Raw genomic sequence first — 22,110 nt, 5'->3', positions numbered from 1 at the left:
CTCATGCCAAAGCATCCCTTAACGATTGCCCTTGTCGCCGGAGAAACCTCCGGCGATATTCTTGGTGCCGGTCTTATCCGTGCGCTGAAAGAAAAGCATCCTGACGCCCGTTTTGTCGGCGTGGCGGGACCGCTGATGCAGGCCGAAGGCTGTGAAGCCTGGTACGAAATGGAAGAGCTGGCGGTGATGGGCATCGTTGAGGTGCTGGGCCGCTTGCGTCGCCTGTTGCATATCCGCCGTGACCTCACCCGCCGCTTTACTACGCTCAGGCCCGATGTCTTTGTCGGCATTGATGCACCAGATTTTAATATCACCCTTGAAGGTAAGCTGAAACAGCAGGGCATCCGCACGATTCACTACGTCAGCCCCTCCGTCTGGGCATGGCGGCAGAAGCGCGTGTTTAAGATTGGCCGCTCGACGGACCTGGTGCTGGCCTTCCTGCCGTTTGAAAAAGCCTTTTACGATCGTTTCAACGTGCCGTGCCGCTTTATTGGCCATACGATGGCCGATGCCATGCCGATTGAACCGGATAAACAGGCGGCACGGCGTGAGCTCGGTATTGCCCCGGACGCACTGTGTCTGGCGCTGCTCCCTGGCAGCCGCGGGGCCGAAGTAGAAATGCTGAGTGCCGATTTCCTGCGAACAGCGGTATTATTACGGGCTAAATACCCGGCGCTGGAAATTGTCGTGCCGCTGGTTAACCCGCGCCGTCGCGAACAGTTTGAGAAAATTAAAGCCGAAGTGGCTCCTGATTTGATCATGCACCTGCTGGATGGGAAAGGGCGGGCCGCCATGGTGGCCAGCGATGCCGCACTGCTGGCGTCCGGTACCGCCGCGCTGGAGTGTATGCTGGCAAAATGCCCTATGGTGGTTGGCTACCGTATGAAGCCGTTCACCTTCTGGCTGGCGAAGCGCCTGGTCAAAACGGAGTATGTCTCGCTGCCTAACCTGCTGGCGGGACGTGAGCTGGTGAAAGAGCTGCTGCAGGATGAGTGTCAGCCTGACCGGCTGGCCGCCGCGCTGGAGCCGTTGCTGGCTGCAGGTGAAACCCGCGATGCGCTGCTGGCGACCTTTGCTGAACTGCATCATCAGATCCGCTGGAACGCCGATGAGCAGGCTGCTGCGGCTGTACTGGAGCTGTGTCCATGAATGAATTTATCTATCCCAACGCCACGCTAATAGCCGGTGTGGATGAAGTGGGGCGTGGCCCCCTGGTAGGCGCGGTGGTTACGGCAGCGGTGATCCTCGATCCGGCCCGGCCGATTGCCGGCCTTGCCGACTCTAAAAAGCTGTCGGAAAAACGCCGTCTGGCGCTGTTTGATGAGATCATCGAGAAAGCGTTAAGCTGGAGCCTGGGACGCGCTGAACCGGAGGAAATCGACCAGCTTAATATCCTTCATGCCACCATGCTGGCGATGCAGCGTGCCGTGGCAGGACTGCATCTGACGCCGGACTTTGTGCTGATAGATGGCAACCGCTGTCCGGTCCTGGCCATGCCCAGTCAGGCCGTGGTTAAAGGCGATAGCCTGGTGCGTGAGATCAGTGCCGCGTCGATCGTTGCGAAAGTGACGCGCGACCGTGAAATGACCGAGCTGGACCGGCTTTACCCTGAATATGGCTTTGCCCAGCACAAAGGTTACCCGACCGCTCTGCATATGGAAAAACTGGCCCGGTTTGGCGCGACGCCACTGCACCGTCGCAGTTTTGCTCCTGTGCGTAACGCGCTGCTGGATGCCGACGTCAGCGCAACGGTTGTCCGTACGCTGTAATTTTTATCCCTGGTTTTAACGGAATCTCAGATGGCCGAACCTCGTTTTATTCATTTACGCGTTCACAGTGACTACTCCATGATCGATGGGCTAGCGAAAACTGGCCCGTTGGTGAAAAACGCGGCAAAAATGGGGATGCCGGCCATCGGCATCACTGACTTTACGAATCTGTGCGGGCTGGTGAAATTCTACGGCACCGCTCACAGTCAGGGTATCAAGCCCATTATCGGTGCCGATTTCAACGTCAGCAGCGAAGCCATGGGTGATGAGCTGTCTCAAATCACCGTACTGGCCGCCGATAACGAAGGCTATCAAAACCTGACGCTGCTGATTTCCCGCGCTTACCAGCGGGGTTATGGTCCCGCAGGCCCGACAATCGATCGTGACTGGCTGGTGGAACATCAGCAGGGCATCATTCTGCTGTCCGGTGGGCGGCGTGGCGATGTTGGCAAAATGCTGCTGCGCGGTAACACGGCGCAGGTGATCGAGTGTCTGGCCTTTTATCAGCACCATTTTCCCGATCGCTACTACCTTGAGCTGATCCGTACGGGCCGTCAGGATGAAGAGACGTATCTCCACGCGGCGGTAGAGCTGGCGATCGCGCAGGGCGTGCCGGTGGTGGCCACTAACGAAGTCTGTTTCCTGACGGAAACGGAATTTGACGCGCATGAAATTCGCGTCGCTATTCACGACGGCTTTACCCTCGACGATCCCAAACGTCCCCGCAACTACAGCCCGCAGCAGTTCATGCGCAGCGAAGAAGAGATGTGTGAGCTGTTCTCGGACATCCCGGAAGCGCTGGAAAACAGCGTGGAGATTGCCCGCCGCTGTAACGTCACCATCCGTCTGGGGGAGTATTTCCTGCCTCAGTTCCCCACCGGTGAAATGACCACCGAAGATTTTTTGGTGGTGAAATCAAAAGAGGGGCTGGAAGAGCGTCTGGCGTTTCTGTTCCCGGACGAGCAGGTGCGCGCCGAGCGCCGCGGTGAATATGACGAACGCCTGGACATCGAACTGACGGTGATCAACCAGATGGGGTTCCCCGGCTACTTTCTGATCGTGATGGAATTCATCCAGTGGTCGAAGGATAACGATGTCCCGGTGGGCCCGGGACGTGGATCGGGTGCGGGCTCGCTGGTGGCCTATGCGCTGAAAATCACTGACCTCGACCCGCTGGAATTCGATCTGCTGTTTGAACGATTCCTCAACCCTGAACGTGTTTCAATGCCTGACTTTGACGTCGATTTCTGCATGGAAAAACGTGACCTGGTGATTGAGCATGTGGCAGAAATGTATGGCCGTCAGGCCGTATCGCAGATTATTACCTTCGGTACGATGGCTGCTAAAGCGGTGATCCGCGACGTAGGGCGCGTGCTGGGTCATCCTTATGGTTTTGTCGATCGCATCTCTAAACTGGTGCCGCCCGACCCGGGAATGACGCTGGAAAAAGCCTTTGCCGCCGAGCCTCAGTTGCCTGAGATTTATGAGGCAGATGAAGAAGTTAAGGCTTTGATTGATATGGCGCGCATCCTGGAAGGGGTGACGCGTAACGCCGGTAAACACGCCGGAGGCGTGGTCATCGCGCCGACCAAAATTACTGACTTCGCGCCGCTGTACTGCGACGAGAATGGCAACCATCCGGTTACTCAGTTTGATAAGAACGACGTGGAATATGCCGGCCTGGTGAAGTTCGACTTCCTGGGCCTGCGCACCCTGACGATCATTGACTGGGCGCTGGCGATGATTAACGCCCGACGCGAAAAGCAGGGCGAGCCGCCAATCGATATCGCGGCAATTCCGCTTGAAGATAAAAAAAGTTTCGATATGCTGCAACGCTCGGAGACCACTGCGGTTTTCCAGCTTGAATCACGCGGCATGAAAGACCTGATCAAACGCCTGAAGCCAGACTGCTTTGAGGATATGATCGCACTGGTCGCACTGTTCCGCCCCGGCCCGCTGCAGTCCGGCATGGTGGATAACTTCATTGACCGTAAACACGGGCGCGAAGAGATCTCCTACCCGGATATTCAGTGGCAGCATGAGTCACTGAAGCCCGTGCTGGAACCGACCTATGGCATCATCCTTTATCAGGAACAGGTGATGCAGATAGCCCAGGTGCTGGCGGGATACAGCCTCGGCGGTGCCGATATGCTGCGTCGTGCAATGGGTAAAAAGAACCCGGTCGAGATGGCCAAGCAGCGCGGCGGCTTTGAAGACGGCGCGAAATCGCGCGGCATCGACGGTGAGCTGGCAATTAAAATTTTTGACCTGGTGGAGAAGTTCGCTGGTTACGGGTTTAACAAGTCTCACTCCGCCGCCTATGCGCTGGTTTCCTACCAGACACTGTGGCTGAAGGCACACTATCCGGCTGAATTTATGGCGGCGGTCATGACCGCTGATATGGATAATACTGAGAAAGTAGTTGGCCTGGTCGATGAGTGCTGGCGGATGGGACTGAAAGTGCTGCCACCGGATATCAACTCCGGGCAGTATCAGTTCCACGTTAACGATGCGGGTGAAATCGTTTACGGCATTGGCGCGATCAAGGGCGTGGGTGAAGGCCCAATCGAAGCGATTATTGAAGCCCGTAATGAAGGCGGTTACTTCCGCGAACTGTTTGACCTGTGCGCCCGAACAGATACGAAGAAGCTGAATAAGCGGGTGCTGGAAAAGCTGATTATGTCCGGTGCCTTTGATCGCCTGGGCCCGCACCGTGCGGCACTGATGAGTGCGCTACCGGATGCACTGAAAGCGGCCGATCAGCATGCGAAAGCGGAAGCCATCGGTCAGGCCGATATGTTTGGCGTGCTGGCTGAAGCCCCGGAACAGGTGGAGAAGTCCTACTCTGATGTCACTCCCTGGCCGGAACAGATCCAGCTGGATGGCGAAAGGGAAACGTTAGGGCTTTACTTAACGGGTCATCCAATCAACCAGTACCTGAAAGAAATTGAGCGCTATGTCGGTGGACTGCGCCTGAAAGACATGCACCCGACCGAGCGTGGTAAGATGACCACGGCAGCCGGTCTGGTGGTGGCGGCCCGTGTGATGGTAACAAAACGCGGCAACCGTATTGGCATCTGCACGCTGGATGACCGTTCTGGTCGTCTGGAAGTGATGTTGTTTACAGATGCGTTAGATAAGTTCCAGCATATGCTGGAGAAGGACCGTATCCTGATCGTCAGTGGGCAGGTCAGCTTCGATGACTTCAACGGCGGGCTTAAAATGATGGCCCGCGATATGATGGACATTGATGAAGCACGTGAAAAATATGCACGCGGGCTTGCTATCTCGCTGACGGACAGGCAAATTGATGACCAGCTTTTGAACCGTCTCCGTCAATCCCTGGAACCCCATCGTTCGGGGACAATTCCGGTACATCTCTACTATCAGAGAGAGGATGCGCGGGCGAAGTTGCGCTTCGGTGCAACCTGGCGCGTGTCGCCGAGCGATCGTTTGCTGAACGATCTGCGATCGTTGATAGGATCGGAGCAGGTGGAACTGGAGTTTGACTAAAACAGGATTATTATGAGTCTTAATTACCTGGATTTCGAACAGCCAATCGCAGAACTTGAAGCGAAGATTGATTCGCTCAAGTCGGTTGGCCGTCAGGATGAAAAACTGGATATTAATCTGGATGAAGAGATTCAGCGTCTGCGCGATAAAAGCGTTGAGCTGACCCGTAAAATCTTCTCAGATTTAGGTGCCTGGCAGATTGCGCAGCTTGCGCGTCATCCGCTGCGCCCGTATACGCTGGACTATGTTCGCAATGTGTTCACGGACTTTGACGAGCTGGCGGGCGACCGTGCCTATGCCGACGATAAAGCTATCGTCGGTGGCACCGCGCGTCTGGAGGGGCGTCCGGTGATGATTATTGGTCATCAGAAAGGGCGTGAAACCAAAGAGAAAATCCGTCGTAACTTCGGCATGCCTGCGCCTGAAGGCTACCGTAAAGCACTGCGCCTGATGGAGATGGCCGAGCGTTTTAATATGCCGATCATCACCTTTATTGACACCCCGGGTGCTTACCCTGGCGTCGGTGCGGAAGAGCGCGGTCAGTCTGAAGCTATCGCCCGTAACCTGCGTGAGATGTCTGGACTCACCGTGCCGGTCATCTGCACCGTGATCGGTGAAGGGGGATCCGGTGGTGCACTGGCTATCGGCGTTGGCGATAAAGTGAATATGCTGCAGTACAGTACCTACTCGGTGATCTCACCAGAAGGTTGTGCGTCGATTCTGTGGAAAAGCGCCGACAAAGCGCCGCTGGCCGCCGAAGCGATGGGCATCATTGCACCGCGTCTGAAAGAGCTTAAGCTGATTGATACCGTCATCCCGGAACCTCTGGGCGGCGCGCATCGTAATCCGCTGGCAATCGGTGTATCGATGAAGGCCCAGCTGCTGGCCGATCTGGCCGATCTGGATACGCTTTCTAAAGAAGAGCTGCTCGATCGCCGCTATCAGCGTCTGATGAGCTACGGCTACGCCTGATTTTTCACCATTCGTTATCCAAAGGGTCAGACATCGTCTGGCCCTTTTTGTTTTGCGTCCACTATGCTTACACACTGGAGCAAACAGACCAGGAGACCACATTGAATATTATCGCGATCATGGGACCGCATAACGCCTTTTATAAAGATGAACCCATCCGTGAGCTGGACACTACCTTAAAAAGCCAGGGTTTTCAGACCATTTATCCGCACGACGCCAGCGACCTGCTGAAGCTGATTGAACACAACCCGCGCATCTGTGGCGTGGTGTTTGACTGGGATGAACACAGTCTGGAGCTGTGCTGTGAAATTAACCAGTTAAACGAATATCTTCCGCTTTATGCCTTTATTAACACCCACTCAACGATGGACGTCAGCATTAATGAAATGCGCATGACCATCTGGTTCTTCGAATACGCCCTGAACGCAGCGGAAGAGATCGCCCAGCGCATCCGTCATTATACTGACGAATATATCGATACCATCACGCCTCCGCTGACCAAAGCCCTGTTTACCTACGTTAAAGAGGGAAAATATACCTTCTGTACCCCCGGGCATATGGCGGGCACGGCGTTTCAGAAAAGCCCGGTGGGCAGTCTGTTTTACGACTTTTTCGGGGCCAATACCCTGAAGGCCGATATCTCGATATCCGTCACTGAACTGGGATCGTTGCTGGACCATACCGGCCCGCATCTCGAAGCGGAAGAGTATGTCGCACGCACGTTTGGTGCCGAGCAGAGTTATATGGTCACCAACGGTACCTCCACGTCGAATAAGATCGTCGGGATGTATGCCGCCCCGTCGGGCAGTACGATGCTGGTGGATCGTAACTGCCATAAGTCATTAACTCATCTACTGATGATGAGCGATATCATCCCCATCTGGTTAAAACCCACGCGGAACGCACTCGGTATTCTCGGCGGTATCCCGAAGCGCGAATTTACGAAAGAGAGTATTGCGCTGAAGGTGGCACAGACGCCGCGTGCCAGCTGGCCGGTCCATGCGGTGATCACCAACTCCACCTATGACGGGCTGCTGTACAATACCCGTTATATCAAAGAGACACTGGACGTGCCGTCCATTCACTTTGATTCTGCCTGGGTGCCCTATACCAACTTCCACCCTATCTATCAGGGGCTGAGCGGCATGAGCGGGGAGCGAACGCCGGGCAAGGTCATCTATGAAACCCAGTCTACCCATAAATTGCTGGCGGCATTTTCTCAGGCCTCACTGATCCATATTAAAGGGGATTACGACGAACAGACCTTTAATGAAGCCTATATGATGCACACCACCACGTCGCCCAACTATGCCATCGTCGCTTCCATCGAGACGGCGGCGGCGATGCTGCGGGGTAATCCGGGTAAGCGCCTGATTAACCGTTCGGTGGAGCGGGCCCTGCATTTTCGTCGCGAAGTCCAGCGCCTGCGCGAAGAGTCAGAAGGCTGGTTCTTTGACATCTGGCAGCCGGAAGGCGTGGATGAGCCGGAATGCTGGCCGATCCAGCCCGGTGAAGAGGAGTGGCACGGCTTCCGCGATGCGGATGCCGATCATATGTACCTTGATCCGATCAAAGTGACCATCCTGACACCGGGGATGAGTGAGCTGGGCGACATGGCCGAAGAGGGGATACCTGCAGCGCTGGTGGCGAAATTCCTCGATGAGCGCGGTGTGGTGGTGGAGAAAACCGGGCCCTACAACCTGCTGTTCCTGTTCAGCATCGGCATTGATAAAACCAAAGCGATGAGCGTACTGCGCGGTCTGACCGAATTTAAGCGATCCTACGATCTTAATCTGCGGGTCAAAAACATGCTGCCGGATCTGTATGCGGAAGATCCTGACTTCTATCGCAATATGCGTATTCAGGATCTGGCCCAGGGGATCCACACGCTGATCCGTCAGCACGATCTGCCGCGTCTGATGCTGAAGGCGTTTGCCACGCTGCCGGAGATGAAACTGACGCCGCACCAGATGTTCCAGCAGCAGGTAAAGGGCAATATCGAAACGGTGGATATCTCTGCGCTGGTCGGGCGCATCTCCGCCAATATGATCCTGCCGTACCCTCCTGGTGTGCCGGTGGTGATGCCCGGTGAGATGATCACCGAAGAGAGCCGGGCGGTGCTCGATTTTCTGCTGATGCTGTGTGCCATTGGTAAGCATTATCCGGGGTTCGAAACTGATATTCACGGCACCACGCTGACGGACGAAGGCCAGTATCGCGTGCGTGTGCTGAAAAACGACGTCGGAATGTAGCCGGAGATCCAGAATTTTACCCTTGCTGCTCTGATGCCTGACGGGTAGGGTCGTCAGGCATTGATTAATCAGGAGCCGGTATGTCAGCATTACAGTTAAAAAAAATCCATCACGTAGCGATCATCGCCCGCGACTATGCGGTGAGTAAGGCGTTTTACTGCGATATTCTGGGTTTCGGCCTGATGGGAGAGGTGTATCGCGCAGAGCGTGACTCCTGGAAGGGCGATCTGACGCTGAACGGTGAGTATGTGATTGAGCTGTTCTCATTTCCCCAGCCACCGGCGCGTCCTACCCAGCCGGAAGCCTGCGGTTTGCGCCATCTTGCCTTCAGTGTCGATGACGTTGAGGCCGCGAAGCAGTCTCTGGAAGACCAGGGCGTGCGCTGTGAAGCGGTGCGTATCGATCCGCTCACCGGCAAACTTTTTACCTTCTTTAACGATCCGGATGGACTGCCGCTGGAGATATATCAGGATTGATGGGGTTATAATAGCCTCCCCTGTATTCTGGAATGACCATGTCATCGATTGCCCATCTTGAAGCCCAACTGGTTAACGAGCACAGCGTGCTGCTGGCTTACAGCGGCGGGCTGGACTCCAGCGTGCTGTTGCATCAGCTGGTGCTGTTACGACGCCAGCGTCCTGCCTTGCAGCTGCGGGCGGTGCATATCCATCACGGACTCAGCCCGCGTGCGGATGACTGGGTGGCCCACTGCCGGCAACAGTGCCTGCAGTGGCAGGTGCCGCTGGTGGTCTGCCATGTTACGGTCGATACGCGCCACGGCGGGATTGAGGCCGCGGCACGCGGCGCACGCTATCAGGTTTTCAGTCAACAGCTTCAGGCGGGAGAAACGCTGTTAACTGCCCAGCACCAGGATGACCAGAGTGAAACCCTGTTGCTGGCACTGAAGCGGGGTAGCGGTCCGGCGGGTCTGGCCGCCATGCCAGCACATCGCCAGATGGGGCAGCATCGCCACCTGCGGCCGCTGCTGTCGTTCGGTCGCCTGCAGCTGGAAGACTGGGCGCAGGAACACCGCCTGACGTGGATTGAGGATGAAAGTAACGCCGACCCGCGCTATGACCGCAATTTTTTGCGCCTGCAAGTCATGCCGTTACTGAATGCCCGCTGGCCACATTTTTCCCACGCCGTTGCCCGCAGCGCCTCGCTGTGCGGTGAGCAGGAGCAGTTACTGGACGAACTGCTGGCGGAGTCACTGTCATCGCTAATGGATTCCACCGGTACGTTGCCAGTTGCCCCGTTGCTTGAGATGAGTGAGCCCCGGCGCTTTGCGCTGTTGCGGCGCTGGATTGCCTGTCATCAGGGCAGTATGCCGTCGCGTGATGCCCTGCGCCGTCTCTGGCAGGAAGTGGCCTGTAGCCGTGAGGATGCTGAACCGCGCCTCCGGCTGGGCGGGTATGAGGTGCGTCGCTATCGCCACCGCCTTTACTGGCTGCCGCTGATGCCGTCGCTGGCAGCAGTCCGGCTGACATGGACAGATATCTCATGCCCACTCGTTTTGCCGGAAGGTCTTGGGCAGCTGCGGCCGGTCGGCGAGACGGTAACACTGCGCCTTCCGCAGCCGGACGAACCGGTCAGCGTGCGTTTTAAGGCGCAGGGGGCGTTTCATATTGTCGGCCGGGCAGGCAGCCGGCCGTTAAAAAAACTCTGGCATGAACTGGCTGTTCCTCCCTGGGCGCGTGAGCGTACGCCGCTGATTTTTTATGGCGAGCGCCTGATGGCGGCTGCGGGGGTTTTTGTCACCCGCGAGGGTGCCCCGGATAGCCCCGATAACGGCTGGTCAGTGGACTGGTGTCGATAAAACAGGACGAGAGAGTGCAATGAACTACGTCAGAAACATAGCGGCTTTGCTGCTGATCGGTAGTGCGCCTGTGCTGGCAGCGGGCAACAGCAGTGCCGGACAGGAGAAAGCGGGCCGTTGTCTTGCCTGCCACGGCGCGGAAGGAAAAGCTGCAGCCCCAATCTACCCCAATCTTGCCGGGCAGCATCAACCCTATCTGGCGCAGGCGCTACAGGCGTACAAAAGCGGCGGCCGCAGCGGCGGACAGGCAGAGGTGATGAAAGCTTTTGTGGCGGGACTGAGCGATCAGGACATTGAGGATCTGGCGGCGTACTATGCGGGGCTGAAACCCTGAGAGGGAAGGCGGATCGGCGATCCGCCTGGCAGAGGAAGTGACTAGTCTGATTCGCTGACCACCACGGTGCCGAGATCCGGGTGGCTGAAGCTGGCGATATGGTCAAGGCGCAGATGGCGATTTTCCCCGGCAATCTCAATGCTCAGGTACTCAACGTTCTTACGCGACACCATATCTTTGGCTTTGGCCTTGAGCTGCTCACCGTCTTTTAACGCCAGTGTCAGCATCCAGTTATTCTGGCAGGCGAGTTCCAGGTTGTCATAGTCATCGCAGTTGATCGGTCTGTAGGCTTCATCTTTCGTCAACATAGTCGCTCACCAATAAGTTTGCGGCAGCAAAGGCTGCCTTTTCCCTGATGGAAGAGTGTAGCTCAGGATTGCCCGCTACCTCATCAAGTGCTTTCAACACGCACGCGAGTGCGTCAGGCACGTATCCCAGATCGCCACTGCCGATTTCGGCATATTTCCGGCGAACTAATTCACAATACTTTTGCACATGCACCCCCTTCAGAGTTTTCTCTGGCGATTATCCGACTATAGCACAGCCATTTACGGGAAATCAGCCTGTGAGCGGGTGATTTGCTGCATCATCAGGTTACAATAGCGGGCAACTGAGATAAGGATCCTTATGGCACTGAAAGCAACAATTTATAAAGCCACGGTTAACGTCGCAGACATGGACCGTAACGTGTTTATTGACCAGACGCTGACGCTGGCCCGTCACCCTTCGGAAACGGAAGAGCGCATGATGCTGCGCCTGCTGGCCTGGCTGGTTCATGCGCATGAGCGCCTGACCTTCACCCGCGGACTAAGTGCAGAAGACGAACCTGAAATCTGGCAGTTGAACGATCACGGCGGTATTGACGTGTGGATTGACCTCGGCTTGCCGGACGAACGCAGGATCAAGAAAGCCTGTAGCCGTTCTCAGCACGTCTGGTTGTACACCTACAACTGGCGAGCCGCACAGCCGTGGTGGCAGCAACATCAGAGCAAGCTGTCCCAGCATGATAACCTGACGATACGTTATCTGAACGATGAGCAGCTCAGTGCCCTGATTAAGCTGGCTTCACGATCCATGACGCTGCAGGCCACTATTCAGGACGGCACCATCTGGCTGTCCGATGACAGCAGTCATCTGGAAATTCAGTTTGATTCATGGCTGGAGGCAGGAAAAAGGGTATGATTGTATTGTCACGTAGCGTCACTATTCCAGATGCCGAAATCGAAATCACCGCGATCAGAGCGCAGGGTAACGGTGGCCAGAACGTGAATAAAAGCTCGACGGCGATCCATTTGCGTTTTGATATTCGCGCATCCAGCCTGCCACTGTTTTATCAGGAGCGGATGATGGCGGTCAGCCATCATCTGATTACCCCGGAAGGTATCGTGATTATCAAGGCCCAGGAGTATCGCAGCCAGGAGATGAACCGCGAAGCGGCACTCAAACGGTTGGAAAACCTGATTCAGGAGTTAACCGTGGTAGAGAAAACCCGCCGCGCTACGCGTCCGACGATGGCTTCAAAAAAACGCCGGCTGGAAGGTAAAGCCCGTAAAGCCTCAACCAAATCGCTGCGCGGTAAAGTTCGCGGCGACTGAATCGTTATCTATTTATGCAGGAGCGACCATGAAAGCAGTTGTTCTCACATTATTTGCCACTCTGGCTTTGGGAGGGCTGCTGGGCTGCCATAACCGGCAGAACGCACAGCAACCCACGCCGCTGGAGCCCATGCAGCAGAGTTACACCGGCCTGCTACCGTGTGGACCCGCCTGTGAGGACAGCGAGTCCTCGCTGTTTTTGGCCACCGATGGCAGCTATGTCCTGGAGCAGCGTGCAACAGGGGAGCATACCCTGCGCAGCGCGCAGTATGGCCAGTGGGCCCGCACCGCAGATACGCTGACGCTGGTCGCTATTAACGGCGAGAAACTGCGTTTTCGCCCGATTGAGAATGGCCTGGAAGCCATTGCCGGTCGCGGAATGGCGATGAAAAGTTCACACGCATGGCGTCTGACGGCAAATAAAACGGGCACGTAACAATACGCGAATATAATAAAAAAGCCCCTTTAAGGGGCTTTGTAGGAATTAAGTCAAATTAAAAAGGCTTTTACAGAATATATTTATCTCCGCAACAGGAAAAAAGAGAATAAGTCAGGTAAATAATCCTAAAAAGCCGTTAACCTCTTGTTCACTTTGTTGAAATATCGTCTTATACGCCTGTATTACCACCTTATTAACACTCTATAGCTGACGCACGCCAGAGACGGATCTCACGCCATTTCCATTAATGCCGGTAGATCCCTCTTTAGGTATTGCCTGATATAAGCAGCTTTGTCTTCTCACACACAGTTTGCGGGTTAATTATTTTGAACGAATTAATGGCATTGAAAAAAGGATATGCGAAAGTATTCCTCTGGGTTTTAGTGACGCTTTTCCTGATCCCCGCTATTACGCTGGTATTTGCTGAATACGGGACACGTCAGCTCGATCAGGAATATAGTCAGATCTTTATAGATGATGCGCGCAGTCAGAGTCAGGATGTGAATAAACTGACGGAATTCCTGCAACAGAACCCGCCTTCCAGCGTTTGTGGTGTGGTGCCGGACGATCTGCGCGTCTACAAGAATGCGGTCTGTGCAGAAAAGTCAGAACTCTGGCAGTTCTGGATGATGGACAAAGTCGCTTTCTGGACCCTGGTCGGTGGCGTTGTTATTCTGCTGATGATCGTCCTGTTCACCATGCTGGCCTTTAAAAGCCGTCAGGGACAGCTGCAAAGCCTGAAGCTGGCTCGTCCCTTCCTGATGCTGACGAGCGCGCTGGAAGTGCTGGTTCAGGGTGGGATGCTGGTCTGGCTTTCTTTCTGGGGAACGGCTTTCTTTACTCAAACCTATTATCCGAAGCTGGTCATGGCGATGGGGCTGTTGGTGCTGGCCGCGATGTTTTACATGATCAAAGGCATCTTTAAAAAGCTGCCGGCAGAAGACGATGTTGAAGGTGAAGTCGTAACCCGTGACGCGGCACCCGCGCTGTGGTCCCGTATTGATGCGCTGGCTTCCCGGGTAGGGACGGCACCCCCCGACCATATTATTGCGGGTATCGATACTAACTTTTACGTAACTGAAGCACCGTTAAGCGTCAACCAGCAGATGCTGAAGGGCCGCAAGCTCTACGTCAGTATCCCCTTGCTGCGTCAGCTAACCACCTCGCAGGCCGACGGGGTGATGGTGCATGAGCTTACGCACCTGCATGAGGGGGATACCGCATCGGGTGCCTTACTGGGGCCCAAACTGCACCGTTTCGATCAATACATCCATTTGATGCGCAACGATATCTCCACCGTGATGGTTTACTATCCTCTCTGCCTGTATCGCATGCTGTTTGAACTGGCATGGCAGCGTAACAGCCGTGAGCGTGAGTTCATTGCCGACCGCAATGCTGCCACCCTGGTAACCCCCGCCGCGATTGTTGAGTCACTGATTAAGATTTCTGCGTATGCCAGCTACCGCAGCGAAGTTGAGCAAACGCTATTTGATAATAAAACCCTGCATGAAAATGAGTTGGGGATCAGTAAAGCGATTGCCCAGGGCCTGCCACAGCACGTCAGCTCGCCTGACTTTATCGGTATGATGCGTCAGTCAAACGTGCCGCACCCGTTTGATTCACACCCACCGCTGGCGGACCGTATGCACAACGTGGGCTATACCGTTGACGAAACCGGTTATGCTGCCATTGCGGCGGAGTTGCCGGCAGAGAGCTGGGTCGATCTGATGCCAGTGGCAGCGGAAATAGAACAGCAACTGTGGCAGAAATACGAGCGTGATTTCTCGTCGGCACATGAAGAGAGCCTGGCATGGCGCTATCAGCCTGAAGGGGAAGAGGAGACGGCGCTGGTTGTTAAGTACTTCCCGCCGGTCTCGTGGACGCTGAAAGACGGCAGTACGATAGAACTGACTTATCTGGGCATTGTTAAACCGCAGACGGCTGAACTGCTGCCGTGGGATAACATCAAGAATATCAATGTTATCAAACGGTTCACGAAAGAAGTGTTGTATCTGCAACATGTGCAACCCAATGTACAGGGCAAAAAGCGCAGTGAGATCCCACTGCCGGGCCTGAATAAGGAAATAGAAGGGTTTAAAAATGCCCTGGGTTACTACTGGCAGCGGCACCAGACGGTGCGGGCGCTGCAGGAGCAGGCAAACGTCGTTCAACCCTAAAATGAAAAAGCCACCGCATGCGGTGGCTTTTTTTATCAGTGAAACGGTAACCTCAGCCCGTCTTTCCGGCCTGCGTCAGCGGGTTAAACCGCCAGTTCACTCACCAGGAAATCAACGATTTCGTTGGTTTTGATCATGCGCTTCTCACCGCTACGACGCGATTTGTATTCCACTTCTTCGCTGTCGAGGTTGCGGTCGCCGATCACGATGCTGTGCGGCACGCCAATCAGTTCCATATCGGCAAACATCACGCCAGGGCGCTCTTTACGGTCGTCGAGGATAACGTCAATGCCTCTGGCGCGCAGGGTGGCATACAACTCTTCAGCCAGTTCTTTCACGCGGAAAGACTTCTGCATGTTCATCGGCAGAATCGCCACCTGGAAAGGTGCCAGCGCCGGTGACCAGATGATCCCACGCTCGTCATGGTTCTGCTCAATCGCTGCCGCCACGATGCGGGTAATACCAATCCCGTAGCAGCCCATGGTCATAATCTGATTACGGCCATCTTCACCCTGTACGGACGCTTTCATCGCTTCAGAGTACTTGGTGCCGAGCTGGAAGATATGACCGACTTCAATACCGCGCTTGATCAGCAGCGTGCCTTTTCCATCCGGGCTGGCATCGCCTTCAACCACGTTGCGGATATCCGCGACGGGCGGCAGCGGCAGATCGCGCTCCCAGTTAATGCCTTTAAGATGCTGCCCGTCAACATTGGCACCGGCGCTAAAGTCATTCATCGCCGCAACGCTGCGGTCTGCGATGATGGGCATATTCAGCCCGACCGGGCCGAGGGAGCCAGGACCGGCGTTCACCAGCGTGCGGATCTCGTCTTCGGTTGCAAAGGTCAGCGGTGAGGCAACGATATCAAGATGCTCTGCTTTGATTTCGTTCAGCTCGTGATCGCCACGCACCAGCAGGGCAACAAGGCTATGACCGCTCTCTTTGGTTGCGTGTACCATCAGGGTTTTGACGGTTTTTTCAACAGGCAGGCCATATTGTTCGACCAGCTCAGCAATGGTTTTCGCATCGGGCGTTGCGAACTGCTCCATTGGCTGGGTGGCAGCCGCACGGCCCCCGGCCGGTGCGACCGCTTCCGCTTTTTCAATATTAGCGGCGTAGTCAGACTCGGTAGAGAACACCACATCGTCTTCACCGCTCTGTGCCAGAACCTGGAACTCGTGTGAGGCACTGCCGCCGATAGAGCCGGTATCCGCATCAACAGCGCGGAAGTCGAGGCCCATGCGGGTGAAACTCTGGCTGTAGGCGCGATACATCGCCTCATAGGTTTCCTGCAGGGATTCCTGGGTGGTGTGGAACGAGTAGGCATCTTTCATGATGAATTCACGCGAACGCATGACGCCGAAACGCGGGCGCACTTCATCACGGAATTTGGTCTGGATCTGGAACAGATTTATCGGCAACTGCTTGTAAGAGCTGAGTTCGTTACGGATCAGGTCAGTGATCACCTCTTCATGCGTCGGACCCAGAACAAAAGGGCGCTCACCACGGTCAACGAAGCGCAGCAGCTCCGGCCCGTACTGCTCCCAACGGCCACTCTCCTGCCACAAATCTGCCGGCTGAACAACCGGCATAGAGATCTCAATCGCACCGGCGTTGTTCATCTCTTCGCGCACGATGTTTTCAACTTTTTTGAGCACGCGTAAACCGGTTGGCAGCCAGGTATAAAGACCGGATGCCAGTTTACGGATCATGCCAGCGCGCAGCATCAGCTGGTGGCTGATCACTTCGGCATCGGCAGGTGTCTCCTTCAGAGTGGAGAGCAAATATTGAGTAGTACGCATGAGTTACGATTCCATATGAACGGAAAGAGAGCCAAAAAAACGTGGACGCTAGTGTATCAGTGTGACAGGAGAGTCAAAAGGTGCCGGGAGAAATTAACGCGGGTCGATGGCGATAACTTCTGTGCCTGGGTGGATAACACGCCAGCGGACGTTGAAATCCAGCAGCCATGCAGCATATTCACGCTCGGGCTCTTCGCCTTTGCGATAGGCAGGGCGCGGATCCTGGGCGAGAACCTGATGAATAAAACGTTCAAGATGGGGAAAGCGCTGCTGGTGCTGCATCAGCTGCATCCGTGCATGGGGGCTAAAGCTCACCGGCATATCGGCAACAGGGGCCTGCTGGGCAAAACCGGCGCGTGCGTCAGGTAATGCTTCGGCAAACGGCAGGTAGGGTTTGATATCAACGACAGGGGTACCGTCAACCAGGTCAAGGCTGCCCAATTCGAGGATGACCTGCTGTCGCTCATAGCGAATTCCTTTCAGTTCCACCAGAGACATCCCGACCGGGTTAGGGCGGAAGGTTGAACGGGTGGCGAAGACCCCCATACGCGCATTACCGCCTAAACGTGGGGGACGTACCGTTGGACGCCAGCCGCCTTCCATCGTCTGGTGGAAGATAAACAGCAGCCACAGGTGGCTGAAGGCTTCCAGGCCACGTACCGCATCGGGATGATTATAAGGCGCATCGAAATGGAGCTCTCCGCCGCCATCCTGAATTAAGCCAGGCTGGCGGGGAACAGCAAACTTTTCCTTCCACGGGGAATGAATCTTGCCGATTTGCTGGAAGGAAAATGTGGTCACTACTGGGCGACTCTCAGGGCTGAACCCTGGCACAGGGTCTGACGATAGCAGCCCTCAATGCTGGCCGTGATTTCACAATTATTCAGCAGCACAGCATTGGCGTGAAGCGTAGCCGCCTTGGTCTGCAGCTGATGACGCACAATGTTCATGTCAGTAGGAAAATCTGCGGCTCTGGTCTGGCAGGCTGAACCGGTAACCCGGCCTAATGCCAGGAAAGGTTTGCCCGCGAGTTCGTCAGGGTGACTCAGCAGTTTTACTGGGGTGTGAGAGGTCACAACCGACATAGTGCTTTTTGCCTCGGGTTTTGATTGGGATTTTTTTTGATCATTCTGGTCTGCTGTGTGCGCACAACCAGTCAGGGCTAATGATACCAAAATAAAGGCTAATTTACGCATTATACAATTCCTTTGTATAGTGTTATTTGAAGTGGCGAGTTTATCACTATCGGTTTTGTTATAAAATAACTTGTTGAATACAAAGATAAATATAGGGATTATCTTATAGGTTGAGGCGGGCTGTCTTTCACCGATTCGGGGCAGTAGGTGTTCAGGACCAGGGGTCGCAACTGCCCCCGGTACAGAACAAAAGCGGGGGTTACTGGCTGGAGACCTTCAGGGCAGAACCCTGGCATACGGCCTGACGCAGGCAGCCCTGAGCGCCGCTAACAATTTCACATTTATGGACGAGTACTGCATTCGCTTTCATGCCGGAGGCTCGTATCTGCATGCGTTTGCGTGCTGTCGCAAGATTGGGTGGCGAATCCTGTGCGTTGCTCTGACAATCATCACCATACACTTCCCCCAGGTCGCGGAACGGTTTGCTCACCAGATCGGCTGCATCCGTATACAGTTTTACCGGAGCAGGGCGGGCTGCGGGTTTAGAGTGAGATGAGTCGTTTTGCGTTGACTGCGGAAATGGTTTAACGGGCTCATAGGGTTTAGGCAGCAACGAACACCCTGTCAGCGACAGTGCTAACAGACAGAGCGGTAAAACACGCATGGGGAATTCCTCACGTTCGGTAAAAGTGGCGTTATTGAACCAAGCCAGAGCAGAAATAACAAGCGGAGAGCATGCACTAAAGCACGTATGATAATGAGACGATGAGAATGCGGGTGGCAGGCACCACCCGCAGTTGCAACTTACCAGCCTTTGACTGCGCCACCGTTGAACACTTTGTTCGCGGCGTCATTCACTTCATCAGACTGATAGGCCTGGACGAATTTCTTCACGTTTTCCGCGTCTTTGTTATCTTCACGGGCGACGATCAGGTTCACGTAAGGGGAGTCTTTGTCTTCCACGAAAATACCGTCTTTTGCCGGTGTCAGGTTAATCTGACTGGCATAGGTGGTGTTGATGACGGCCAGCGCGATCTGCTGATCGTCCAGAGAACGTGGCAGCTGTGGCGCTTCCAGCTCGACCAGCTTCAGGTTTTTCGGGTTCTCAACCACATCCAGCGAGGTTGGCAGCAGGCCAACGCCGTCTTTTAGTTTGATCAGACCCACTTTCTGCAGCAGCAGCAGAGAACGGCCCAGGTTGGTAGGATCGTTAGGGATTGCGACCTGGGCACCGTTCTGCAGTTCATCCAGCGATTTGATTTTCTTAGAGTAACCGGCAATCGGATAGACAAACGTGCTGCCGACAGACACCAGCTTGTAGCCACGGTCTTTGATCTGCTGATCGAGATAAGGTTTGTGCTGGAAGGCATTTGCATCAATGTCGCCTTTGCTCAACGCTTCGTTAGGCAGTACATAATCGTTGAAGGTCACCAGCTCAACGTCCAGACCATATTTATCTTTAGCGACTTTTGCTGCCACCTCGGCAACCTGCTGTTCGCTCCCGACGATCACACCCACTTTAATGTGGTTTGGATCTTTCTCTTTCTGGTCACAGCCAGCCAGTGCCAGGGTACCGATAAGCGCGCCGACAGCGGCAAGCGTTTTAACATTAAAAGACATATCCCTTCCTTAAATAGAGAGAAATTACTGTTGTGTTTACTTGTGACTGACCGCACGAACGATGCGATCGCCGCAGAACTGAATCAAATACACCAAAACAACCAGCAGGATTAATACCGTGTTCATCACCGTCGCGTTATAACCGATATAACCATACTGATAGCCAATCTGACCCAGACCGCCTGCACCGACAGCACCACCCATTGCAGAATAGCCGACCAGGGTAATCAGAGTAATAGTAGCGGCATTCACCAGACCAGGGAGTGCTTCCGGTAACAGAACCTTGCGGATGATCTGTAGTGGGGTAGCCCCCATGGCGCGTGATGCCTCAATTAAACCGGTGGGCAGTTCAAGCAGGGCGTTCTCTACCATGCGCGCAATAAAAGGTGCAGCACCCACGGTAAGCGGAACAATCGCTGCCTGCAGGCCGATCGAGGTGCCGACAATAATGCGGGTGAAGGGGATCATCCAGACCAGCAGGATAATGAACGGGATAGAACGGAAGATGTTGACCGCCGCTGACAGCACGCGGTAAAGCTTTGCGTTCGCCACGATCTGCCCCGGGCGGGTAACATACAGAAGAACGCCGACCGGCAGGCCAAGCACAAAACCGAAAAAGCCGGAGACAAAGGTCATCATCAGGGTTTCCCAGATGCCGCGGCCCATTAACCACATCATCGCCTCAGACATAACCTAATACCTCTATCTTTACATGGTGTTCTTGCAGGAAGGCGATGGCAGCCTGGGTGTCGGCTGTGTCACCGTGGATCTCAGCCAGCATAATGCCGAACTTCACGCCTCCGGCGTAATCCATCTGCGCACTGATAATATTGTTATTCACATTGAAGCGGCGGGCTGACTCAGACAACAGCGGCGCATCGACCGACTGACCGGTAAACTCCAGACGCAATAAAGGAACGGTCGTAGGACTGGCTTCCGGCGTCAGACGCTTGAGGTAATCTTCTGGAATGTCCAGATGCAGCGTTGACTGGATAAACTGCTGTGCCAGCGGCGTCTTCGGATGAGAGAAAACTTCGCTCACCGTATCCTGCTCGATCAACTGTCCGTTGCTGATCACTGCAACACAGTCACAGATACGTTTTACGACATCCATCTCATGGGTGATCAGCAGAATGGTGATCCCCAGACGGCGGTTAATATCCTTCAGCAGCTCCAGGATGGAGCGGGTAGTGGCCGGATCCAGCGCGCTGGTGGCTTCATCGCACAGCAGCACTTTCGGGTTACTGGCCAGCGCACGGGCGATTGCCACACGCTGTTTCTGCCCGCCGGAAAGGTTGGCAGGCCATGAATCATGCTTGTCAGCCAGGCCGACCAGATCCAGCAGTTCAGTAACGCGATGTTTGATCTCGGCTTTCGACAGGTTACCCAGCTCCAGCGGGAGCGCCACATTACCGGCAACGGTGCGCGAGTTCAGCAGATTAAAGTGCTGGAAAATCATGCCAATCTGGCGGCGCGCCAGGGTGAGCTGCCCTTCCGACAGCGTAGTGAGATCCTGGTTATCAACCAGCACGCTGCCGGACGTAGGGCGCTCCAGTAAATTGACGCAGCGGATCAGGGTGCTTTTACCCGCACCGGAAGCGCCGATCACGCCATAAATTTGTCCGGCAGGCACATGCAGACTGACATCGGACAGGGCGGTAATGCTGCGTGACCCTTGCTGGAATACTTTGGTGATATTTGAAAGTTTAATCATTGATTTATTTATTATCGTGATGGGAGTTATCCGTGGCGTTCAATAAAAACGGTATCCCTGATTACCGGGACTGAATGGATGGTAGGGCATCCAGACGTCTAAATCAATCGAAGTCATTCAAACGGGCATTCTCTCTTTTAGCGCAATGATGCGATACACTACGGCAAATTTTGAAGCAGGAGTTCCTACGTGACTGAGAAAGTCCCCGCAATTTTCCTCGATCGTGATGGCACTATTAATGTGGATCACGGTTACGTTTTTGAAAGTGACAACTTTGAGTTTATCGACGGCGTGATTGATGCCTTGCGTGAACTGAAGGAAATGGGCTTCGCGCTGGTCCTGGTGACTAACCAGTCTGGTATTGCGCGCGGCATGTTCACCGAAGATCAGTTTATGCACCTTACCGAGTGGATGGACTGGTCACTGGCTGACCGTGAAGTGGACCTGGACGGCATCTACTTCTGTCCGCACCACCCGGATGCAATAGTAGAAGCGTTCCGACAGTCTTGTGACTGCCGCAAACCCCAGCCGGGTATGCTCCTGACGGCCCAACAGGATCTGAACATTGATATGGCCGCTTCATATATGGTTGGCGATAAGATTGAGGATATGCAGGCTGCTTTTGCTGCCGGGGTCGGAAAAAAGGTGCTGGTCCGCAGCGGTAAACCGGTGACGACTGAAGGTGAGCAAGCGGCGGATTGGGTACTGGACAGCCTGAAAGCGCTGCCAGCACGGATTAAACAGGGCTAAAAAACAGCGTTTCGCACGAACTTTAAGCAGGCAGTGAAAAAGTCGATATTACTGCTTGCGTTCCCGGGTCGCCTGTCTATAATGCGCAACCACTGAGACGGCACAACGGCTTACAGGCCAGCGGCTCAGGAGGTTCAGGAAGTCTCTGAACCGCCGGAAAAACTTCTCAAAAAGAAGTTGACTCCGAAGGAGGAAAGCGTAATATACGCCACCTCGCGACA

Annotated in this window: 22 protein-coding genes; 13 read left to right on the top strand and 9 right to left on the bottom strand. The window is 54.8% G+C overall.

Annotated features, from left to right (window positions below; all coding sequences use genetic code 11):
- Nucleotides 1-3: 3 nt before the first annotated feature.
- The 8 genes from lpxB (at nucleotide 4) to ACZ3HG_RS16570 (ending at nucleotide 10,656) form a co-directional block, all read left to right on the top strand.
- Nucleotides 4-1,149 (top strand): lipid-A-disaccharide synthase, encoded by a 1,146-nt coding sequence (gene lpxB, locus ACZ3HG_RS16605; protein ID WP_191936180.1) that lies wholly within the window; start codon nucleotides 4-6, stop codon nucleotides 1,147-1,149.
- On the top strand, nucleotides 1,146-1,769 hold the full coding sequence (gene rnhB, locus ACZ3HG_RS16600; protein WP_465333459.1) for a ribonuclease HII: 624 nt from the start codon (nucleotides 1,146-1,148) through the stop codon (nucleotides 1,767-1,769). The genes lpxB and rnhB overlap by 4 nt, the downstream gene beginning before the upstream one ends.
- A gap of 30 nt (nucleotides 1,770-1,799) precedes the next feature.
- Entirely contained in the window at nucleotides 1,800-5,282 is a 3,483-nt protein-coding gene (gene dnaE / locus ACZ3HG_RS16595; protein ID WP_465333457.1) for a DNA polymerase III subunit alpha, read from the top strand.
- A gap of 12 nt (nucleotides 5,283-5,294) precedes the next feature.
- Nucleotides 5,295-6,254 carry an acetyl-CoA carboxylase carboxyl transferase subunit alpha gene (gene accA, locus ACZ3HG_RS16590; RefSeq protein ID WP_465333455.1) on the top strand — a complete coding sequence of 320 codons (960 nt, stop codon included), beginning with the start codon at nucleotides 5,295-5,297 and terminating at the stop codon, nucleotides 6,252-6,254.
- Nucleotides 6,255-6,355: 101 nt separating this feature from the next.
- The gene (locus ACZ3HG_RS16585; RefSeq protein WP_191934075.1) at nucleotides 6,356-8,506 is read left to right on the top strand and encodes a lysine decarboxylase LdcC; all 2,151 of its coding nucleotides are present in this window, start codon (nucleotides 6,356-6,358) and stop codon (nucleotides 8,504-8,506) included.
- Nucleotides 8,507-8,586: 80 nt separating this feature from the next.
- Entirely contained in the window at nucleotides 8,587-8,982 is a 396-nt protein-coding gene (locus ACZ3HG_RS16580) for a VOC family protein (RefSeq protein ID WP_191934074.1), read from the top strand.
- Between the two features lie 38 nt (nucleotides 8,983-9,020).
- Complete coding sequence (gene tilS, locus ACZ3HG_RS16575; protein WP_465333453.1) at nucleotides 9,021-10,322, top strand: tRNA lysidine(34) synthetase TilS; 1,302 nt, start codon at nucleotides 9,021-9,023, stop codon at nucleotides 10,320-10,322.
- Between the two features lie 19 nt (nucleotides 10,323-10,341).
- Entirely contained in the window at nucleotides 10,342-10,656 is a 315-nt protein-coding gene (locus tag ACZ3HG_RS16570) for a c-type cytochrome (protein ID WP_191934072.1), read from the top strand.
- Between the two features lie 41 nt (nucleotides 10,657-10,697).
- On the opposite strand, the gene rof is transcribed toward ACZ3HG_RS16570, so the two are convergent.
- The gene (gene rof / locus ACZ3HG_RS16565) at nucleotides 10,698-10,964 is read right to left on the bottom strand and encodes a Rho-binding antiterminator (protein ID WP_191934071.1); all 267 of its coding nucleotides are present in this window, start codon (nucleotides 10,962-10,964) and stop codon (nucleotides 10,698-10,700) included.
- The gene (locus ACZ3HG_RS16560) at nucleotides 10,948-11,151 is read right to left on the bottom strand and encodes a YaeP family protein (RefSeq protein ID WP_062747067.1); all 204 of its coding nucleotides are present in this window, start codon (nucleotides 11,149-11,151) and stop codon (nucleotides 10,948-10,950) included. Before ACZ3HG_RS16560 ends, rof begins: the two co-directional genes overlap by 17 nt.
- Before the next feature lie 132 nt (nucleotides 11,152-11,283).
- Between ACZ3HG_RS16560 and ACZ3HG_RS16555 the strand changes: the two genes are divergently transcribed.
- The 4 genes from ACZ3HG_RS16555 (at nucleotide 11,284) to ACZ3HG_RS16540 (ending at nucleotide 14,867) form a co-directional block, all read left to right on the top strand.
- Entirely contained in the window at nucleotides 11,284-11,838 is a 555-nt protein-coding gene (locus ACZ3HG_RS16555; RefSeq protein WP_191934070.1) for a YaeQ family protein, read from the top strand.
- Nucleotides 11,835-12,251 (top strand): alternative ribosome rescue aminoacyl-tRNA hydrolase ArfB, encoded by a 417-nt coding sequence (gene arfB / locus ACZ3HG_RS16550; protein WP_191934069.1) that lies wholly within the window; start codon nucleotides 11,835-11,837, stop codon nucleotides 12,249-12,251. The genes ACZ3HG_RS16555 and arfB overlap by 4 nt, the downstream gene beginning before the upstream one ends.
- Before the next feature lie 28 nt (nucleotides 12,252-12,279).
- Entirely contained in the window at nucleotides 12,280-12,687 is a 408-nt protein-coding gene (locus ACZ3HG_RS16545) for a copper resistance protein NlpE N-terminal domain-containing protein (protein ID WP_191934068.1), read from the top strand.
- Nucleotides 12,688-13,028: 341 nt separating this feature from the next.
- A complete protein-coding gene (locus ACZ3HG_RS16540; RefSeq protein WP_465333449.1) occupies nucleotides 13,029-14,867 on the top strand; it encodes a M48 family metallopeptidase in 1,839 nt (612 codons plus the stop codon).
- 83 nt (nucleotides 14,868-14,950) lie between these two features.
- On the opposite strand, the gene proS is transcribed toward ACZ3HG_RS16540, so the two are convergent.
- The 7 genes from proS to metN all read right to left on the bottom strand — a co-directional run bounded on the left by proS (nucleotide 14,951) and on the right by metN (nucleotide 21,139).
- Nucleotides 14,951-16,669, bottom strand: a complete 1,719-nt coding sequence (gene proS / locus ACZ3HG_RS16535; RefSeq protein WP_465333447.1) for a proline--tRNA ligase — start codon at nucleotides 16,667-16,669, stop codon at nucleotides 14,951-14,953.
- A gap of 93 nt (nucleotides 16,670-16,762) precedes the next feature.
- A complete protein-coding gene (gene tsaA, locus ACZ3HG_RS16530; protein ID WP_191934066.1) occupies nucleotides 16,763-17,470 on the bottom strand; it encodes a tRNA (N6-threonylcarbamoyladenosine(37)-N6)-methyltransferase TrmO in 708 nt (235 codons plus the stop codon).
- Nucleotides 17,470-17,865 (bottom strand): Rcs stress response system protein RcsF, encoded by a 396-nt coding sequence (gene rcsF, locus ACZ3HG_RS16525; RefSeq protein ID WP_191936186.1) that lies wholly within the window; start codon nucleotides 17,863-17,865, stop codon nucleotides 17,470-17,472. The genes tsaA and rcsF (ACZ3HG_RS16525) overlap by 1 nt, the downstream gene beginning before the upstream one ends.
- A 199-nt stretch (nucleotides 17,866-18,064) precedes the next feature.
- Nucleotides 18,065-18,469, bottom strand: a complete 405-nt coding sequence (gene rcsF / locus ACZ3HG_RS16520) for an Rcs stress response system protein RcsF (protein WP_191934064.1) — start codon at nucleotides 18,467-18,469, stop codon at nucleotides 18,065-18,067.
- Nucleotides 18,470-18,609: 140 nt separating this feature from the next.
- Nucleotides 18,610-19,425, bottom strand: a complete 816-nt coding sequence (locus ACZ3HG_RS16515; protein WP_062747048.1) for a MetQ/NlpA family lipoprotein — start codon at nucleotides 19,423-19,425, stop codon at nucleotides 18,610-18,612.
- Nucleotides 19,426-19,461: 36 nt separating this feature from the next.
- Entirely contained in the window at nucleotides 19,462-20,115 is a 654-nt protein-coding gene (locus tag ACZ3HG_RS16510; protein WP_062747046.1) for a methionine ABC transporter permease MetI, read from the bottom strand.
- Nucleotides 20,108-21,139 carry a methionine ABC transporter ATP-binding protein MetN gene (gene metN, locus ACZ3HG_RS16505; RefSeq protein WP_465333444.1) on the bottom strand — a complete coding sequence of 344 codons (1,032 nt, stop codon included), beginning with the start codon at nucleotides 21,137-21,139 and terminating at the stop codon, nucleotides 20,108-20,110. The genes ACZ3HG_RS16510 and metN overlap by 8 nt, the downstream gene beginning before the upstream one ends.
- 189 nt (nucleotides 21,140-21,328) lie before the next feature.
- Here metN and gmhB point away from each other — a divergent pair, with 189 nt between their 5' ends.
- The gene (gene gmhB, locus ACZ3HG_RS16500; protein WP_465333442.1) at nucleotides 21,329-21,889 is read left to right on the top strand and encodes a D-glycero-beta-D-manno-heptose 1,7-bisphosphate 7-phosphatase; all 561 of its coding nucleotides are present in this window, start codon (nucleotides 21,329-21,331) and stop codon (nucleotides 21,887-21,889) included.
- The last annotated feature ends 221 nt before the right edge of the window (nucleotides 21,890-22,110 follow it).

The organism is Erwinia sp. PME.40.26/001 (assembly GCF_055556675.1).
Note: the sequence above shows the minus strand (reverse complement) of the source record. Positions and strands in the feature narration are given on the sequence as shown.

What these genes read in the sequence shown, in the direction of transcription:
- lpxB (WP_191936180.1), top strand. Translation starts at nt 4, where the DNA reads ATGCCAAAGCATCCCTTAACGATTGCCCTTGTCGCCGGAGAAACCTCC.
- rnhB (WP_465333459.1), top strand. Translation starts at nt 1,146, where the DNA reads ATGAATGAATTTATCTATCCCAACGCCACGCTAATAGCCGGTGTGGAT.
- dnaE (WP_465333457.1), top strand. Translation starts at nt 1,800, where the DNA reads ATGGCCGAACCTCGTTTTATTCATTTACGCGTTCACAGTGACTACTCC.
- accA (WP_465333455.1), top strand. Translation starts at nt 5,295, where the DNA reads ATGAGTCTTAATTACCTGGATTTCGAACAGCCAATCGCAGAACTTGAA.
- ACZ3HG_RS16580 (WP_191934074.1), top strand. Translation starts at nt 8,587, where the DNA reads ATGTCAGCATTACAGTTAAAAAAAATCCATCACGTAGCGATCATCGCC.
- tilS (WP_465333453.1), top strand. Translation starts at nt 9,021, where the DNA reads ATGTCATCGATTGCCCATCTTGAAGCCCAACTGGTTAACGAGCACAGC.
- ACZ3HG_RS16570 (WP_191934072.1), top strand. Translation starts at nt 10,342, where the DNA reads ATGAACTACGTCAGAAACATAGCGGCTTTGCTGCTGATCGGTAGTGCG.
- rof (WP_191934071.1), bottom strand. Translation starts at nt 10,964, where the DNA reads ATGTTGACGAAAGATGAAGCCTACAGACCGATCAACTGCGATGACTAT.
- ACZ3HG_RS16555 (WP_191934070.1), top strand. Translation starts at nt 11,284, where the DNA reads ATGGCACTGAAAGCAACAATTTATAAAGCCACGGTTAACGTCGCAGAC.
- arfB (WP_191934069.1), top strand. Translation starts at nt 11,835, where the DNA reads ATGATTGTATTGTCACGTAGCGTCACTATTCCAGATGCCGAAATCGAA.
- ACZ3HG_RS16545 (WP_191934068.1), top strand. Translation starts at nt 12,280, where the DNA reads ATGAAAGCAGTTGTTCTCACATTATTTGCCACTCTGGCTTTGGGAGGG.
- ACZ3HG_RS16540 (WP_465333449.1), top strand. Translation starts at nt 13,029, where the DNA reads ATGGCATTGAAAAAAGGATATGCGAAAGTATTCCTCTGGGTTTTAGTG.
- proS (WP_465333447.1), bottom strand. Translation starts at nt 16,669, where the DNA reads ATGCGTACTACTCAATATTTGCTCTCCACTCTGAAGGAGACACCTGCC.
- rcsF (WP_191936186.1), bottom strand. Translation starts at nt 17,865, where the DNA reads ATGCGTAAATTAGCCTTTATTTTGGTATCATTAGCCCTGACTGGTTGT.
- rcsF (WP_191934064.1), bottom strand. Translation starts at nt 18,469, where the DNA reads ATGCGTGTTTTACCGCTCTGTCTGTTAGCACTGTCGCTGACAGGGTGT.
- ACZ3HG_RS16515 (WP_062747048.1), bottom strand. Translation starts at nt 19,425, where the DNA reads ATGTCTTTTAATGTTAAAACGCTTGCCGCTGTCGGCGCGCTTATCGGT.
- ACZ3HG_RS16510 (WP_062747046.1), bottom strand. Translation starts at nt 20,115, where the DNA reads ATGTCTGAGGCGATGATGTGGTTAATGGGCCGCGGCATCTGGGAAACC.
- metN (WP_465333444.1), bottom strand. Translation starts at nt 21,139, where the DNA reads ATGATTAAACTTTCAAATATCACCAAAGTATTCCAGCAAGGGTCACGC.